General features: G+C 70.7%; 15 protein-coding genes. 5 read left to right on the top strand and 10 right to left on the bottom strand.

The window, feature by feature from the left end; translation table 11 throughout:
* Positions 1-12 precede the first annotated feature (12 nt).
* From acs to AC4D2O_RS01030, 4 genes are all read right to left on the bottom strand, one after another.
* Complete coding sequence (gene acs, locus AC4D2O_RS01045; RefSeq protein ID WP_490905162.1) at positions 13-1,914, bottom strand: acetate--CoA ligase; 1,902 nt, start codon at positions 1,912-1,914, stop codon at positions 13-15.
* A 35-nt stretch (positions 1,915-1,949) separates the two neighbouring features.
* Positions 1,950-2,828: an ABC transporter permease gene (locus tag AC4D2O_RS01040; RefSeq protein ID WP_490904668.1), complete on the bottom strand. Its 879-nt coding sequence runs from the start codon at positions 2,826-2,828 to the stop codon at positions 1,950-1,952.
* Complete coding sequence (locus AC4D2O_RS01035; RefSeq protein WP_490904666.1) at positions 2,825-3,862, bottom strand: aliphatic sulfonate ABC transporter substrate-binding protein; 1,038 nt, start codon at positions 3,860-3,862, stop codon at positions 2,825-2,827. Before AC4D2O_RS01035 ends, AC4D2O_RS01040 begins: the two co-directional genes overlap by 4 nt.
* A 100-nt stretch (positions 3,863-3,962) precedes the next feature.
* Entirely contained in the window at positions 3,963-4,775 is an 813-nt protein-coding gene (locus AC4D2O_RS01030) for an ABC transporter ATP-binding protein (protein WP_490904664.1), read from the bottom strand.
* A gap of 282 nt (positions 4,776-5,057) precedes the next feature.
* Between AC4D2O_RS01030 and AC4D2O_RS01025 the strand changes: the two genes are divergently transcribed.
* Positions 5,058-5,474 (top strand): CoA-binding protein, encoded by a 417-nt coding sequence (locus tag AC4D2O_RS01025; RefSeq protein ID WP_490904662.1) that lies wholly within the window; start codon positions 5,058-5,060, stop codon positions 5,472-5,474.
* A gap of 28 nt (positions 5,475-5,502) precedes the next feature.
* Here AC4D2O_RS01025 and AC4D2O_RS01020 read toward each other — a convergent pair whose 3' ends face one another.
* Positions 5,503-6,396 carry a DUF1206 domain-containing protein gene (locus AC4D2O_RS01020; protein ID WP_490904660.1) on the bottom strand — a complete coding sequence of 298 codons (894 nt, stop codon included), beginning with the start codon at positions 6,394-6,396 and terminating at the stop codon, positions 5,503-5,505.
* Positions 6,397-6,531: 135 nt separating this feature from the next.
* Between AC4D2O_RS01020 and AC4D2O_RS01015 the strand changes: the two genes are divergently transcribed.
* The 3 genes from AC4D2O_RS01015 to AC4D2O_RS01005 all read left to right on the top strand — a co-directional run bounded on the left by AC4D2O_RS01015 (position 6,532) and on the right by AC4D2O_RS01005 (position 9,135).
* Entirely contained in the window at positions 6,532-7,098 is a 567-nt protein-coding gene (locus AC4D2O_RS01015; RefSeq protein WP_490904659.1) for a DUF1990 domain-containing protein, read from the top strand.
* Positions 7,099-7,374: 276 nt separating this feature from the next.
* Positions 7,375-8,331, top strand: coding sequence for a hypothetical protein (locus tag AC4D2O_RS01010; protein ID WP_490904658.1), 957 nt, complete (start codon positions 7,375-7,377; stop codon positions 8,329-8,331).
* Between the two features lie 93 nt (positions 8,332-8,424).
* Positions 8,425-9,135 (top strand): class F sortase, encoded by a 711-nt coding sequence (locus AC4D2O_RS01005; protein WP_490904656.1) that lies wholly within the window; start codon positions 8,425-8,427, stop codon positions 9,133-9,135.
* A gap of 101 nt (positions 9,136-9,236) precedes the next feature.
* Here the strand turns inward: AC4D2O_RS01005 and purL are convergent, their stop codons facing one another.
* The 3 genes from purL to purS are packed head-to-tail and all read right to left on the bottom strand — an operon-like array spanning position 9,237 to position 12,583.
* The gene (gene purL / locus AC4D2O_RS01000) at positions 9,237-11,537 is read right to left on the bottom strand and encodes a phosphoribosylformylglycinamidine synthase subunit PurL (protein WP_490904655.1); all 2,301 of its coding nucleotides are present in this window, start codon (positions 11,535-11,537) and stop codon (positions 9,237-9,239) included.
* Positions 11,538-12,305 carry a phosphoribosylformylglycinamidine synthase subunit PurQ gene (gene purQ / locus AC4D2O_RS00995; protein WP_490905161.1) on the bottom strand — a complete coding sequence of 256 codons (768 nt, stop codon included), beginning with the start codon at positions 12,303-12,305 and terminating at the stop codon, positions 11,538-11,540. It lies immediately after the preceding gene.
* Between the two features lie 17 nt (positions 12,306-12,322).
* Entirely contained in the window at positions 12,323-12,583 is a 261-nt protein-coding gene (gene purS / locus AC4D2O_RS00990) for a phosphoribosylformylglycinamidine synthase subunit PurS (protein ID WP_490904653.1), read from the bottom strand.
* Positions 12,584-12,765: 182 nt separating this feature from the next.
* Here purS and AC4D2O_RS00985 point away from each other — a divergent pair, with 182 nt between their 5' ends.
* Positions 12,766-13,260, top strand: coding sequence for a hypothetical protein (locus tag AC4D2O_RS00985; protein WP_490904652.1), 495 nt, complete (start codon positions 12,766-12,768; stop codon positions 13,258-13,260).
* Positions 13,261-13,294: 34 nt separating this feature from the next.
* Here AC4D2O_RS00985 and AC4D2O_RS00980 read toward each other — a convergent pair whose 3' ends face one another.
* Both AC4D2O_RS00980 and AC4D2O_RS00975 read right to left on the bottom strand, forming a co-directional pair.
* Complete coding sequence (locus tag AC4D2O_RS00980; RefSeq protein WP_490904651.1) at positions 13,295-13,885, bottom strand: SSI family serine proteinase inhibitor; 591 nt, start codon at positions 13,883-13,885, stop codon at positions 13,295-13,297.
* Between the two features lie 94 nt (positions 13,886-13,979).
* Complete coding sequence (locus tag AC4D2O_RS00975; protein ID WP_490904650.1) at positions 13,980-14,861, bottom strand: 3-methyladenine DNA glycosylase; 882 nt, start codon at positions 14,859-14,861, stop codon at positions 13,980-13,982.
* Between the last annotated feature and the right edge of the window lie 145 nt (positions 14,862-15,006).

Here is a 15,006-nt window from a genome sequence, read left to right as displayed (position 1 = left end):
GGCACGGACCCGTCAGGCCCGCGCGGCCAGCACGTCCTGGATCCCGGGGATGCACCCCTCGTTCTGCAGCGACGTCGTATCCCCGAGCGGCGCGCCCTCGTAGAGCTTCGTGAGCAGGCGCCGCATGATCTTCCCGGACCGCGTCTTCGGGACATCGGGCACGACGACGACGGCCGAGGGCCGCGCGATCGGGCCGATGGCCTCCGCCACGTGGGCGCGCAGCACCGCGACGACGTCGGCCTCCGGGTCCGCACCCGCCGCGAGCACCACGAAGGCCGCGATGGCGTGGCCGGTCAGCGGATCCGGTACGGGGCAGGCACCCGCCTCGGTGACGAGCGGATGGGCCACCAGCGCGGACTCGATCTCGATGGTGGACAGGCGGTGCCCCGAGACGTTGATGACGTCGTCCACCCGGCCCAGGATCCAGGTGTCGCCGTCGTCGTCGTACCGGGCACCGTCGCCCGCGAGGAACCAGCCCTGCCGCGCGAACATCCGCCAGTAGGCGTCCAGGTAGCGCTGCGGGTTCCCCCACACCGTCCTGGCCATGGCGGGACCGTGCCGGTCGACAACGATCAGCCCCTGCTCGCCGGGCGGGACGGTCCGGCCGTCCTCGTCGACGATGCGCGTGCTCACCCCGGGCAGGGCGCGCGCCGCGCAGCCGGGCTTGAAGTCGGTGTCGGTGGGGCTGGGGGAGAGCACCGTGGCGCCGGTTTCCGACTGCCACCAGGTGTCGACGACGGGCACCTCGTCGCGGCCGAGGTGCCTCCGGAACCAGCGCCATGCCTCGGGGTTGACGGCTTCGCCCACCGTGCCGAGCACGCGGATGCTCGAGAGGTCGTAGCCGCGCGGGATGCCGTCAGGGAACCAGCCCATGAGCGAGCGGACCAGGGTGGGCGCGGTGTAGTAGCTCGTGACACCGTAGCGTTCGATGATCTCGAAGTGCCGGCCGGGGTGCGGCGTGTTCGGGGTGCCCTCGAAGATGACCTGCGTGGCGCCGTTGGAGAGCGGCCCGTACAGCTCGTAGGTGTGCGCGGTGACCCAGGCCAGGTCGGCGGTGCACCAGTGCACGTCATCGTCCCGCTGCGCTGCATCGGGGTTGCTGAAGAGGTGCTCGAAGCTCGACGACGCCTGCGTCAGGTACCCGCCCGAGGTGTGCACGAGGCCCTTCGGCTTCCCGGTGGTCCCCGACGTGTACATGATGAACAGCGGTGCCTCGGCGTCGAAGGCCTCCGGCGTGTGGTGCGGTGAGGCCGGGTCGACGACGTCGTGCCACCAGACGTCGCGGCCTCCGGTCCACGCGACGGCGGAGTCCGTCCGGCGGACCACGAGGACGTGCTCGATGCTGTCCACACCCTCGACGGCGGCGTCCGCGTTGTCCTTGACCGGGACGGCGGTGCCCCGGCGGTACTGGCCGTCGGTGGTGACGAGCAGTTTGGCCGCGGTGTCCTCGACACGGAAGCGGAGCGCCTCGGCCGAGAACCCGCCGAACACGAGGGAGTGCACGGCCCCGATCCGGGCGCAGGCGAGCGTGATGACCACCGTCTCGACGAGCACGGGCAGGTAGACGACCACGCGGTCACCCGTCCCGATGCCGAGCCCGAGGAGCGCGTTGGCGGCGCGGGACACCTCGTCCTGCAGCTCGGCGTAGGTCACGCTGCGGCGGTCACCCGGCTCGCCCTCGAAGTGCAGGGCCACCCTGTCGCCGTTGCCGGCCCGGACGTGCCGGTCGACGCAGTTCGCGGCGACGTTGAGCGTACCGCCGGCGAACCACTCGATGACGGGCACGGTGAGTGTCCCGTCCTCCTGGGGAACGGCCTTCTCGAACGTGTGCAGGGTGTGCCACGGGGTGTCCCACTCGAGCCGCTGTGCCTGCTCCGCCCAGAATGCGAGGCGGTCGGCCTCGTCCTGCGCCATCGCCGGCCGGTCTGCCGCCGTCGTGCCCGTCGCACTCACGCCCACCGGCGCACCGCCCAGCGCTCGGCGACGCCGAGGAGTGCGTCCGTGGTCTTGCCGATCACGGCCAGCAGGATGATCGCCAGGATGATGCGGTCCACGCGGCCCGTCTGCTGGGAGTCCGTGAGGAGGAAACCGAGGCCCATCGACGAGGCGATGAGTTCCGCGGCGACGAGGAACAGCCAGGACTGCGCGAGGGCCAGGCGGAGGCCGGAGAACAGGGCGGGCACCACGGCGGGCAGCTGCACCGTGGTCAGCAGCCGCACGCCGTTCAGGCCGAAGGCCCGCGCCGCCTCGACGAGGTTGCGGTCCACGTGCCGCAGCCCGAGATAGAGCGTGGTGAACACGGGGAAGAACGCACCGATGCTGATCAGGGTGACCTTGGAGTCCTCGTTGATCCCGATCCAGAGGACCAGCAGGGGAACCCAGGCCAGGGACGGCACGGCCCGGAGGGCGCCGACGGTCGGGGTGAGCAGGACGTCCGCGATGCGGGAGAGGCCCAGCAGCGCGCCCGCCAGCACGCCGAGCACGGAGCCGATGAGGAACCCGAGGACCACGCGCTGCGTCGAGATCAGGATGTGCGTGGCCAGCTGGCCGCGCTCCACTAGGTCGACGGCGGCCGCGAGCACCGACGCCGGCGACGGGAGCTGCGAGGGTCGGAAGAACCCCGAGGCGGTGCTCAGGTGCCAGGCGAGCAGGATCAGTGCAGGGACGATGAGCCCGAGCAACACGATGACCACACGCCGACCGGCCGTGCCGGTCCTGCCCGGAGTCCTGCCGCCTCCGTCCGAGCCGGTGAGCGGAGACCCGGTGGACGCGAGGCCCTCCTTGCTGATGGGAACGGCACTGCGTCCCGTCAGATGCTCAGCACTCATGAGTCGGAGCCGATGGACGCCGGATCGGCCTTCTCGACGAGCGAGGCGTCGAACAGGGTGTCCAGTGCCTCGTCGATCTGCTCCTGGCTCTGCACGTCACCGGTCTCGACGAACACGGGGCCGATCTTCTCGAGGACGCCGCGCTGCGCATCGCCCGGAGCGGGATCGACGTCGAGGTTCGTGCGGTCGATGATGACCGAGCTGGCGACGGCCGGGTCGATCGCGGCGACCTCCGCGAGGATCGCGGCGGTCTCCTCGGGGTTCTCCTTGGCCCACTCCCGGGCCTTCTCGTAGGTGCTCACCACGGTCTGTGCGACATCGGGCTTCTCGGCGAGGAAGTCCTCCGTGGCGTTGAGGAAGCCGTAGGTGTTGAAGTCGATGTCGCGGAAGAACAGCTGCGCCCCGTCCTGTTCGGCCGCCGCCATGATCGGATCGAGGCCGGACCACGCATCGACGGCGCCGCTCGCGAGGGCCGCGCGGCCGTCGGCGTGCTGGAGGTTCTCGATGGTGACCTCCGACTGGTCCACCCCGGCGGACTCCAGGGCCTGCAGCAGGAAGAAGTACGGGTCCGTACCGCGGGTCGCCGCGATGGACTTGCCCCGCAGGTCCTCCACGCTGGTGATGCCCGAGTCGGGAAGCGTCACCAGTGCAGCCCACTCCGGCTGCGAGTAGATGTCGACGGCCTTGATGGGGGAGCCGTTCGAGCGTGCGAGGAGGGCCGCGGAGCCGGCCGTCGAGCCCACGTCGATCGCGCCGGCCCGGAGCGCCTCGTTGGCCTTATTGGAACCGGCCGACTGTATCCAGTTGACCGTGATGTCCTGCGCTGCGAGTTCGTCCTCCAGCCAGCCCTGCTCCTTGATGATGAGGCTGAGGGGGTTGTAGGTGGCGAAGTCGATGTTCAGGGTTCCGCCCTGTGTGCCACCCTCGGCTACGGCCTGCGTGTCGGCGGCGTTCTCGCCGGCCATGCACCCGCTGAGGCTGAGCGAGAGGGCGGTGGCGAGGGCGAGATTCGGCAGGAGAGCGCGGCGGTTCATGGTGGTCCTTTGCTGGATGGAGCGGCAGGGGAGAGACAGGGAGAGACAGGGTGGCGCCGGCCGTCGGACGACGGCCGCACCGGGTGGGCGGGAAGCCGGGCTAGTGCCCGGTGACGCCCAGCATGGAGAGCAGCGAGCTCCGGAGGGCCCCGAGGTCCGCGGAGTTGCGGTCGCGCGGGCGGCTCCCGGGGACGGCGACGAGCTCGGCGACGCTGGAGCCCGCCGCCTCGTCCTCGCCGCGTCCGAGGACGAGGATGCGGTCGGCGAGCTGGAGGGCCTCGTCGACGTCGTGGGTGACGAGCAGCACCGTGGTGGGCTGGGCGCGGTGGATGTCGAGGAGGAGGTCCTGCATCTTGATGCGCGTGAGGGCATCGAGGGCGCCGAAGGGTTCGTCCAGGAGGAGCACGCCGGGATTGCGTGCCAGCGCACGCGCCAGCGAGGTGCGCTGGGCCATGCCCCCGGAGACCTCGCGGGGACGATGCTTGGCGAAGGTGTCGAGGCCCACGAGCTTCAGCAGCTCGAGGACCTTCGCCTTGCCCGCGCTTGCGCTGGAGGACTTCGGCAGCCCGATCGCCACGTTCGCCTGCAGCGTGTGCCACGGGAGCAGCCGGGGTTCCTGGAAGGCCACGGCACAGCGCTCGTCGATCCCCGTGACGGGGGTCCCGTCGATGAGGACCTCACCGCGGTCGGGGACGTCGAGTCCCGCCGCGGCGCGCAGGAGCGTCGACTTCCCGCACCCGCTGGTGCCGAGAATGGCCAGGATCTCGCCCGGCTTCACCTCCACGGTGACGTCCCGCAGCACGGTGCGGCGGTCCGCGGGCGAACCGAAGCTGCGGCCGAGGCCGGCGAAGCGGACGCCGAGGGCCTGCTTGGTCGAGGTATGGGTGCTGCCGGGTGCCAGAACTGCGGTCATGGTGTCTCCATCGGTCCTGGCGGTAGCACCCTACGGACCGAGCCTTCACCACCGCTGCGCGGTGGTGCCCGTGGCTCGGACCTCGTTATCGCCCGATGTCAGGGGACATCGGACGACCAGGGTTGCTGCGGCTTCACTGATCCAGGTCTCTCGGCCGCTCGGGATGGTCACTCCCATGAAACGCCCGCGGCGGATCAGGAGCAAAATAGGGCGTGTAACAAAGGCTGTAACAAAACGCGGCGGCGGACGCCGCGGGGGACCGCACGAGGAGCAGGAGGCGCCGTGGCGCACGTGAACGATCCGCAGGTAATCAAGAGGCTCCTGACCGAGCCCGGCCGGTGGGCGGTGGTGGGGTTGTCGAACAATCCCCGCCGGGCCGCCGTCGGCGTCTCGCGCTTCCTCATGGACCGTCTCGGCATGCAGGTGGTCCCGGTGAGCCTCAAGGGCGACGACGTCCACGGGCAGAAGGGCTACACCCGCCTCGCGGACGTCCCCGGGACCATCGACGTCGTCGACTGCTTCGTGAACTCGACGCGCGTGGGCGCCGTTGTGGACCAGGCCATCGCCGTGGGCGCGCGGGCCGTGTGGCTGCAGCTGGGCGTCATCGACGAGGACGCCGCCCGCCGCGCCGCGGAGGCGGGGCTCGACGTCGTCATGGACACCTGCCCCGTCATGGAGGCACCGGCCCTCGGCCTCTAGCGTCCGCGGGTGCCTGCAGGCGGGGTGCCTACAGGCGCTGGTACTTCGACCGGATCGCCATGAAGACGCCGTAGGCCATCAGGCCGAGCGCTACGGCGCCGAGGAGCCAGATACCGAAGGGCTGGTCCCGCAGGGTCTTCAGGGCGCCGTCGAGCCCCGTGGACTGCTCGGGGCTGTTCGTGATGGTGGCGACGACCACGAGCACTCCGAGGACGCCCAGCGCGAACCCCTTGGCGATGTAGCCCACGGCCCCGAGGACCACCACGGCCTTTCCGGGTCCGCCCGCCGGAAGGCTCGCGAGCTCCCGGCGGAACCGGCGGGTGGTGCCGCTGTAGACGAAGTAGCCGCCCACCACGAGGATGCCCACACCGATCGCGAGCAGGAGGGTAGCGCCTGCCGGGTTGGACATCAGGGTTGCGCTCATCGACCGCGAGCTGCTGCTGCTGCTGCTCGAGCCGCCCAGCGCGTACTGACCGAACGCCGCGCCGATCACTCCGTACGCCGCCGCCTGGCCACCGCTCTTCAGGCGGGCCTTCAGCCTGTCCCTGCCGCTCCGCCCACTTGCACCGAAGAAGATCTCGCTGAGCTGGAAGAGGGCGAGCGCCACGCAGCCGATAAAGCAGAACCACAGGAGCGCCGTCCCGCCCGGGTTTCCCGCGAGCTGCCCGATGGCGCCGCTCTGGTCAGCGCTCCCGGAACCGCCGCGAGCGAGCCCGAGCGCGATGAGCCCGATCATGAAGTGCAGGACGCCGGCGGCCACGTAGCCGGCGCGGGCGGCCAGCTCGAAGCCCTTCGAGTTCACGGCCTCCTCGGCGGCATCCGTCGCTTTCTCGCCCGCATCCCTGTGGCCGCTGTTCGTCCTGCCGTGCCTGTCGTTCCTGTCGTGCTTGTTCTGCTTGTTCGACGCCATCCCTGATGCCATGGTGGTCCGCCTTCCTCGCGGGTCCGGGCCTTCATCCTGCCACTGCTTCCCGTGGTCCGCGCCCTTTCGGGCTAGGTTTGTTCGCAGAGCCGGGCGGCGACTTCCCGGAGCCGCAGCTGCAGGGAAGAGGTACGCATGGACCAGTTCACGTACGACGAGCGCGGCGCCACCGACAGGCCCTTCCCCGAGCAGTTCGACGGCGGCTGGCCGTCGGGCTACACCGTGATGGTGGAGTCCCACGAGATCCCGGCCGATGACCCCTCCGCGGCGTTCGTCGCCCTGGCCGAGGGCATCCTGACGTGGGACCTGCACCGGCGTGCCGGGCTGACCATGCAGCCCGATGCCGAGCGTGCCGCCCCCGGCGTCCGCGTCGTGTCCGGCTTCGGAGTCGGGCCCGCACGGATCAAGGCGCCCTGCCGCGTGATCTGGTCGCGGGTGCCACAGCTCGACGGCGCCGGCCGGGCCGTTCCCGGCCAGCGCGGGGGGTTCGGCTACGGCACGCTGCCCGGTCATCCGGTGAAGGGGGAGGAGGGCTTCTATGCCGAACTGAACGCCGACAACCGCCTGTTCTTCGTCTGCTCCGCCTACAGCGTGCCGGCCACACCCGTCTTCAGGCTCGCCTCGCCCGTGACCAGGCTGACGCAGCGGTACGTGCTGTCCCGGTACGTGAAGGCCGCGCGGGAGCTGGCGGTCGGGGCATAGCACCCCCGGCCTCGGGGTCGCCGATGATGCCAAACCGTTATGCAACGGAAGTCGGACTTTTCGTTGCCCGGGTCACGTAATCGCTCTAGGTTGAGGAGTACAGCGGTCGTCCAGCGTCGTCCCAGGTTGATCGGGGGTTCAACGCATCGGGCGATCAGCGGATCATGGATATCTGCGCGGCGCCCCTCCCAGGATGGCGCCGCTTGCGTATGGGGCCGCAAGCTGCGCCGTCGGGGATCACCCGGGGGAAACTACGTGTTTCAGGAGACGCGCACAATGATCGCTGCTAAAAAATGGGTTGCTGCCGGATCGACGGCCACCCTTCTCGCCGGTGGACTGTTCCTCGGCGCACCTCTGGCTTCCGCCGCACCCGGCGACGCCGCCTGCCTGCAGGCATCCACCCAGTTCAACTCGGCGCTCGGTGCTGCCGGTGTCGACGTCACCTTCGTCAACCAGTTCGAGCTGGCGACGGCCGCCGTCGTCACGGCCGCCCAGAACCTCGAACTGGCTACGCAGGCCGCGCTGACCTCGCAGGCAGCGATCGACGCCGAAGCCCTGCTGGTACAGGCCGAGACGGACTACACGGCCGCCGTGGCAGTCGTGGTGACGGAGCAGGGCCAGTACGACAGCGCCCTCGCGGCCGCCACTGCTACTGACCAGCAGGGCGACGCAAACCCGTTGAATGACGACGCGGTCGTCGCGGCCCAGGGAGAGCTGACGCTGGCCCTGGCCGCTCAGGCGACGGCACTGAACAACGCGGAGCTCGCTGCGGTCGCCTACGAGACTGCGATCACCACGGACGATATCCAGGCGGCAACCACCGCCCTGGAGGCTGCGGCTGTGGAGGCCGACGCCCTCCTCGCGCAGCTCAGCGGGAACGAAGCCCTCGCGGCCGAGCTCCTCGAGCTGTTCAAGGGCTTCCTCGCGGCCTGCGATGCCAGCGCCATCGGCGTCGACCCCGTCGTCCCCGCGGTCGTCACCCCTGTCGGCCAGGCACCCGTCGCCCCGGTCACCGGTGTCACCGCCCCGGTCACCGGTGTCACCGGTGTCACCGCCCCGACCGGCACCACGGCCCCGACCGGCACCAACAAGGGCCTGAACGTGCAGACCGCCGTCGTGACCGAGGACAACAGCGCAGCTGTCGCCCTCCTCGCGGCACTGCTGGCAGTCGGCGTCGCGGTTCCCGTGGCGACCGCAGCCCGCATGCGCCGCCTCGAGCGCGTACAGCGCTAGCACCCCGGCCGTTCCGCTGCGGGGCGGCGATCCACGGATCGCAGCCCCGTGCGGGGCGGCCCTCTTCTCCTCGACCCCAGGACGGCGCAGCACATGGACCACCGGATGCCGGACCTCTCCGCCGCGCAGGAGCCGGCGCCTGCACAGGTGCCGGGCCGGAAGCGCGGCGGCAGGCGCTGGCTGGCGCTCCCGCTCGTGGCAGCCGCGGGCCTCGCGCTCGCCGTCTCGGTGCTGCCCCCGGACTCCGCCGGAGCGCCCTCCGCAGCGCCGTCGTCCTCCATCTCCGCCGCGGCGACACCGCCGCCCGCTCCTACGGCGCCGTCCGCCGCCCCGGTGGCGCCCGCGAAGGATCCCGGCCCGGCCGCCGCCCGGCCCACCGGCTTCTCCTTCCCCGCCGCCGGGATCGACATGACCGTGCTGCCGCTGACCCCCAGCGACGCGGATCTCGCCTCACAGACCCTGGTGCCGCCGCTCACGATCGACGCCTACTGGCTCACGTCCTACGGTGTGCCCGGTGCGGGTTCGAACAACACCACCTACATCGCCGGCCACAGCTGGGACGGCAAGGAGGCCCCCTTCAACCGGTTGAGCGACGAGTCCCTCCTGGGCAGCGAGTTCACCCTCACGACCGAGACCGGGGACCTCACCTACGTCGTCGACTCCGTGACCACGCACGACAAGGACACGCTGAAGGACAGCGAGATCTGGAACATCGTGCCGAACCGCGTGGTGCTCATCAGCTGCTACACCGAGGACCCCTGGGGGAAGAACGTGGTAGTCACCGCGATGCCGAAGGTCACCTGACACGCTGGATCGCGACCCCGGGTCGCCGCAGCACCTGCTGACCGAGGCCGGCATGGGCTACCGGTTCGTGCCGGGGTGAGCGTCGTCAGGAGGCCATGGCGTCAGGCGAAGTGCTTCGGCAGGGTCCCCTCGTGCGCCTCGCGGAGCCGGTCCAGCGGCAGGTTGAAGTAGCCCTGCACGTCGAGCGCCCGGTTCTCCGTGTCCACCACGCCGATGCGCATGGTCGGGAAGTTCCGGGCCGTGCACATGTCGTTGAAGCGGACCTCCTCCGAGCGGGGGACGCTGACGACGGCGCGGGCCTGGCTCTCGCTGAACAGTGCGGTGAACGCATCGATGCCGTCACGCTCGCACACCTCGTCGAGGCCGATGCGCGCACCGACGCCGAAGCGAAGCGCCATCTCGCTCAGGCCGGCGGCGAGCCCACCCTCGGAGAGGTCGTGGGCGGCGTCGATCATGCCGTCGCGCGAGCAGTTCACGAGGATCGCGGCGAGCGTCTTCTCGGCGGCGAGGTCCAGTGCCGGAGGCTGCCCGCCGAGGTGGCCGCGCAGGTTGGCCCACTCCGAGCCGTCCAGCTCGTCCGCCGTCGTCCCCAGCAGGTAGACGGCCTGGCCGTCCTCGCGCCAGCCCGACGGCGTGCGGCGCGCGACGTCGTCGAACACGCCGAGCACGCCGACCACGGGGGTCGGGTGGATGGCGACGCCGCCGGTCTGGTTGTAGAGCGAGACGTTGCCGCCGGTCACCGGCACCCCGAGTTCCTGGCAGGCGTCCGCGAGCCCGCGGACGGTCTCGGCGAACTGCCACATGACCTCCGGGTCCTCGGGGGAACCGAAGTTCAGGCAGTCGGTGACGGCGAGCGGAACGGCACCCGAGGTCGCCACGTTGCGGTACGCCTCGGCGAGAGCCAGGCGCGCGCCTTCGTACGGGTTCAGGTACGAGTACCGCCCGTTGGCGTCCGTGGAGATCGCGACGCCGAGGCCGGTCTCCTCGTCGACGCGGACCACGCCGGCGTCGTCGGGCATCGCGAGCGCGGTATTGCCCTGGACGTAGCGGTCGTACTGGTCGGTCACCCAGTCCTTCGCGCACATGTTCGGCGAGGCCATGAGCTCGAGGACGGCCTCGCGCAGGTCGGCGGGCCGCCCGGAGCCCGCAGGCGAGGTGGTGAAGGCATCCGCCTGGACGCCGTCGAGCCACTCGGGGCGGTGATAGGGGCGTTCGTAGACGGGCCCCTCATGTGCGACGGTGCGGGGGTCGACGTCGACGATCTTCTCGCCGTCCCACTCGATGATGAGGCGGCCGGTGTCGGTGACCTCGCCGAGCCAGGAGTACTCCACGGCCCACTTGTCCATGATCGCCTCGAACGCGGCCACGTTCTCGGGCGTCACCACGGCCATCATGCGTTCCTGCGACTCCGACATGAGGATCTCGCCGGGGGTGAGCGACGGATCGCGGAGCAGCACGTTGGTGAGCTCCACGTGCATGCCGCCGTCGCCATTCGAGGCCAGCTCCGACGTCGCACAGGAGATGCCCGCTGCGCCGAGGTCCTGGATGCCCTCGACCACGGAGGCCTTGAACAGCTCGAGGCAGCACTCGATGAGCACCTTCTCGGCGAACGGGTCGCCCACCTGCACCGCGGGGCGCTTCGAGGGCTTCGAGGAGTCGAAGGACTCCGACGCGAGCACCGAGGCGCCGCCGATGCCGTCCCCGCCGGTACGGGCACCGAAGAGGACCACCTTGTTGCCGGCACCGGAGGCGTTGGCGAGGCGGATGTCCTCGTGCCGCAGCACGCCGACGGCGAGGGCGTTGACCAGCGGGTTGCCCTGGTACACGGAGTCGAAGACCACCTCGCCGCCGATGTTCGGCAGGCCGAGGGAGTTGCCGTAGCCGCCGATGCCGGCGACGATCCCGTGCACGAGGCGTGCGGTGTCGGGGTGGTCGATCGCCCCGAAGCGCAGCGGATCCATGACCGCGACGGGGCGCGCACCCATCGAGATGATGTCGCGGACGATCCCGCCGACGCCGGTCGCAGCGCCCTGGTAGGGCTCCACGAAGGACGGGTGGTTGTGGCTCTCCACCTTGAAGGTCACGGCCCAGCCGTCACCGATGTCGACGACGCCGGCGTTCTCACCGATGCCCACGAGCAGGTGCTCCTTCATGGCGTCGGTGACCTTCTCGCCGAACTGGCGCAGGTGCACCTTGGAGGACTTGTAGGAGCAGTGCTCGCTCCACATCACCGAGTACATGGCGAGTTCGGCGCCGGTGGGGCGGCGGCCGAGGATCTCCTCGACGCGCCTGTACTCGTTCTCCTTGAGGCCGAGCTCGGCCCAGGGGAGCGCCTGCCCCGGGGTGGTCTCCGCGTTCGCGACCGTGTCGATGTTGAACTTTTGCGTGGTCTCCGCAGTCATTTAGCCCACCAGTTTCTTGAGTACCGAGGTGAAGATGCCGAGCCCGTCGGTGCCGCCGCGCACGTCCACGGCGCCGCGCGCCGAGGAGTCGGGGCCGAAGCCCGCCTCGACGGCGTGCTCGGGGTGCGGCATGAGCCCGACGACGTTGCCGGCGGCGTTCGAGATGCCGGCGATGTCCCGGCGCGAGCCGTTGGGGTTGCCGTCGACGTAGCGGAAGACGACGCGGCCCTCGCCCTCGAGCTCGTCGAGGGTGCGGTTGTCGGCGACGAACTGCCCGTCCTGATTCTTGAGCGGGATGACGAGTTCCTCGCCCTGCGCGTACTCCGAGGTCCACATCGTGTCGGCGTTCTCGACGCGCAGGCGCTGATCGCGGCAGAGGAAGTGCAGGGAGTTGTTCTTGATCATCGACCCGGGCAGCAGGTGCGCCTCGGTGAGGACCTGGAACCCGTTGCAGATGCCCAACACGGGGAGGGCGTCCGTGCCGCCGGAGGCCGCTGCCGTGATCTGCTCCATGAGCGGCGCGAAGCGGGAGATGGCGCCGGCGCGCAGGTAGTCGCCGTACGAGAAGCCGCCGGGGATGATGACGGCGTCGACGCCCCGCAGGTCGTGGTCGCCGTGCCAGAGCTGGACGGCGCTGCCGCCCGCGATCCGCACGGCACGGGCCGCGTCGCGGTCGTCCAGGGTGCCGGGGAACGTGACGACGCCGACGGTGACGCCGTCGAGCGGGCCGTTCCCGCTGTCGGCAGCGAGCGGCTGGGGTCCACCGATCAGGGGAGTCTCGACGCTCACTGGTCGTCCTCCTCGAGAACCTCCACGCGGGTGACGTCCTCGATGACGGGATTGGAGAGCAGCGTGGTGGCGGCGTGGCGGGCCTGCTCGAGGAGTTCGTCGGTGACCTCCCCGTCCACGGTCAGCTCGAACCGCTTGCCCTGGCGGACGCCGGCGAAACCGGTGAGGCCGATCCGGGGGAGTGCCCCTGCGATCGCCTTACCCTGCGGGTCGAGGATCTCGGGCTTGGGCATGACGTCGACAACAATCCGGGGCATCCGGCAACTCCTGTGAGTGAGCAGTGGGTAAGCAGTAGCCCGGAAGTGCCGTCTCACGCCGTGTCGGGACCATCTGGGTCGACACCGGCGCTCCGCGAGCTTGCGCGTCCAGTCTACCGGGGTTTCGCCGGGCACCCGTGCCCGCCGGGCCCGCGCCGCCGCCCTGCCGTAGGATGCGGGCCATGGCGGAGTCCCTCGAGGCGTGGTCGGAGTTCAATGTCGCCATGGTCGGGGCGACTGCGGCGCTCGCCGGCCTGCTCATCGTGGCCATGTCGGTCAACATCTCCGCGATCATCGGGTCGCCGGCGCTGCCGGCCCGCGCCGCCGCGGCGATCGGCACGCTCACACTCGCGATCGTGGTCGGTGCGATCGGGCTCGCCCCGGCCCAGCCGGCCTGGGCTCACGGACTCGAGGTGCTCGCCGCATTCCTCGTCGTGCTCGGCCTCGAGGTGCACGCCCTCCGCCTCATCACCGCCGAGAAGGGCCGGACGCGCACCGAACGTGCAGTGAAGATCCTCACGGGGGCGCTCCCTCTCGGCCCGTTCGCAGCCGGTGCGGCGCTGCTTCTCGTCGGGGCTCCCGGCCCAGGGCTCGCGTGGCTCGCCGTGGGGTGTGTCCTCGCGGTCGTCGGGGGGATCCTGTTCTCCTGGGTCGCCCTCGTCGAGGTGCTCCGCTGAGTAACCCGTGCCCGCGGAAGCCCGACCCGATCCCCTACAGCGTCCCGGGTGCCCCCAGCAGGTCGCGGGCCTTGTCCCAGCGGGAGATCTCGCAGCCGTCCGTCAGGGCGAAGGACGCGAGGACGGACGTGCCGTTGAAGTCACCCGTGATGCTCGCGGTCTGCGGCCCGGCGTACTGCTGCGTGCACATGACGTCCTTGTTCGGCTGCGCCGTGAAGAACGCCGTACCGAGCCGGGAGAGGGCCGCGCAGGCCGCCTCGGCGCCCGGGAGGGTCGAGGCGGGACCGGGTGCGCCGTCGACGCACTCGAGGACGTACTGCACGGGCTCCGCACCGGCGTCCTGCTGGAGGGAGATGGTGAGCAGGGCATTGTCCGCGGCGGCGGCCGGCGTCGAGGGCGCGTCGGTCGGGGCGGCGGGCGTCGGGCTGCCGTCCGCCGTGGGGGTGCCGGTGGGCGAGGGCTGGGGAGTGGAGGACTGCACGGCGGTTTCCTGATCTGTCGGTTCGGCCGGTGGCCCGCCCTGGGTGCAGGCCGACAGGGCGAGGGAGAGAGCCGCGAGGGGGAGGCTGAGGCGTGCGACGGCGCGGCTGGGTCGACGTCTGGTCGATGTCGGGTCGGGTGTCATCAGTGGGTCCCCTTCGGCTGGCCTCCAGCGTAGCGGCTGGTGGAAGCACAACGAAGGACGACGGCAGGGAGTCCCGCCATCGTCCTTCCCGTCGTCAGACGAGGGCCAGTGCCTGCTCGAGGTGCTGGAGGAGCGTCCCCCGGAGCGACTGCGACTCCTCGGCGAACCCGCGCTGCAGGCGCACGTACTCCGCCTTGCCCTCGGCCGTCTCGATCCTGATCGGCGTGTAGCCCCATGCGTCGAGGTCGTACGGCGAGGCCCGCATGTCCATGGTGCGGATGCGCCAGGACAGCTCGAAGCAGTCCATGACGAGATCACTCGGCAGCAGGGGCGTGAGCTTGTACGCCCACTTGTACAGGTCCATGTTCGCGTGGAGGCAGCCGGGCTGCTCGAGGTCGCGCTGGGTCTCGCGGGTGGGGGCGTGCTCGTTGAGGGGGACGGCTTCCGGGGTGTAGAAGCGGAAGGCGTCGAAGTGGGTGCAGCGGATGCGGGAGGAGTCGACGACGGCGTCCGTGCCTCCCGCACCGAGGCGCAGCTCCAGGTACTCGTGCCGCACGCCGTTGACGGACGACCGGTAGGCCATGGCCCACTCGTGCAGCCCGAAGCAGCCGAACTGCGCGGGCCGTGCTGCGGTGCGGCCCAGGATCAGCCGGGCGAAGTCGATGGCGTCGCGGCGCTCGCGGGCGAACCGCCCCACGTCCACCCGGATCCCGTCGTCGGCGGTGTAGTACTTCCAGCCGCCGCGCTCGGCTGCCGCCGGTCCCGTGAGGACGACACCGGCGCCGGGGTGCCAGCGCAGGAGCTGACCCGGCTTCTGGTTGTAGTAGGTGAAGAGGAAGTCCTCCACGGGGTGCTTCTCCCCGCGCGACCGCCGCTCCAGGTAGGGCCCGGAGAAGCGGGCCACCCGCACCTGGTGCTCCCGCTCGCGCTCCTGCCACTCGGCCTCGGGGAGGCGGGTCAGGAGGCCGGCGTGCATTGTTCCATTATCACCCCGCCCCCGATTGGTACATGGCCTGTGCAAATTCTGGGAAACATGCCCGCGGCGGACTGGTCACGGTGTGTTGCCTCAGGTAAGTTGTGACTGCTGTGGCGGTTGTGATCATGATCACAAGCGGGGGATC

It is taken from the genome of Arthrobacter sp. TJ-238, from assembly GCF_058269215.1.
This window is presented reverse-complemented; position numbering and strand designations above follow the sequence as displayed.

Coding starts and splice junctions, on each gene's coding strand:
- acs (WP_490905162.1), bottom strand. CDS start 1,914: ATGGCGCAGGACGAGGCCGACCGCCTCGCATTCTGGGCGGAGCAGGCA.
- AC4D2O_RS01040 (WP_490904668.1), bottom strand. CDS start 2,828: ATGAGTGCTGAGCATCTGACGGGACGCAGTGCCGTTCCCATCAGCAAG.
- AC4D2O_RS01035 (WP_490904666.1), bottom strand. CDS start 3,862: ATGAACCGCCGCGCTCTCCTGCCGAATCTCGCCCTCGCCACCGCCCTC.
- AC4D2O_RS01030 (WP_490904664.1), bottom strand. CDS start 4,775: ATGACCGCAGTTCTGGCACCCGGCAGCACCCATACCTCGACCAAGCAG.
- AC4D2O_RS01020 (WP_490904660.1), bottom strand. CDS start 6,396: ATGGCATCAGGGATGGCGTCGAACAAGCAGAACAAGCACGACAGGAAC.
- AC4D2O_RS01015 (WP_490904659.1), top strand. CDS start 6,532: ATGGACCAGTTCACGTACGACGAGCGCGGCGCCACCGACAGGCCCTTC.
- AC4D2O_RS01010 (WP_490904658.1), top strand. CDS start 7,375: ATGATCGCTGCTAAAAAATGGGTTGCTGCCGGATCGACGGCCACCCTT.
- AC4D2O_RS01005 (WP_490904656.1), top strand. CDS start 8,425: ATGGACCACCGGATGCCGGACCTCTCCGCCGCGCAGGAGCCGGCGCCT.
- purL (WP_490904655.1), bottom strand. CDS start 11,537: ATGACTGCGGAGACCACGCAAAAGTTCAACATCGACACGGTCGCGAAC.
- purS (WP_490904653.1), bottom strand. CDS start 12,583: ATGCCCCGGATTGTTGTCGACGTCATGCCCAAGCCCGAGATCCTCGAC.
- AC4D2O_RS00985 (WP_490904652.1), top strand. CDS start 12,766: ATGGCGGAGTCCCTCGAGGCGTGGTCGGAGTTCAATGTCGCCATGGTC.
- AC4D2O_RS00980 (WP_490904651.1), bottom strand. CDS start 13,885: ATGACACCCGACCCGACATCGACCAGACGTCGACCCAGCCGCGCCGTC.
- AC4D2O_RS00975 (WP_490904650.1), bottom strand. CDS start 14,861: ATGCACGCCGGCCTCCTGACCCGCCTCCCCGAGGCCGAGTGGCAGGAG.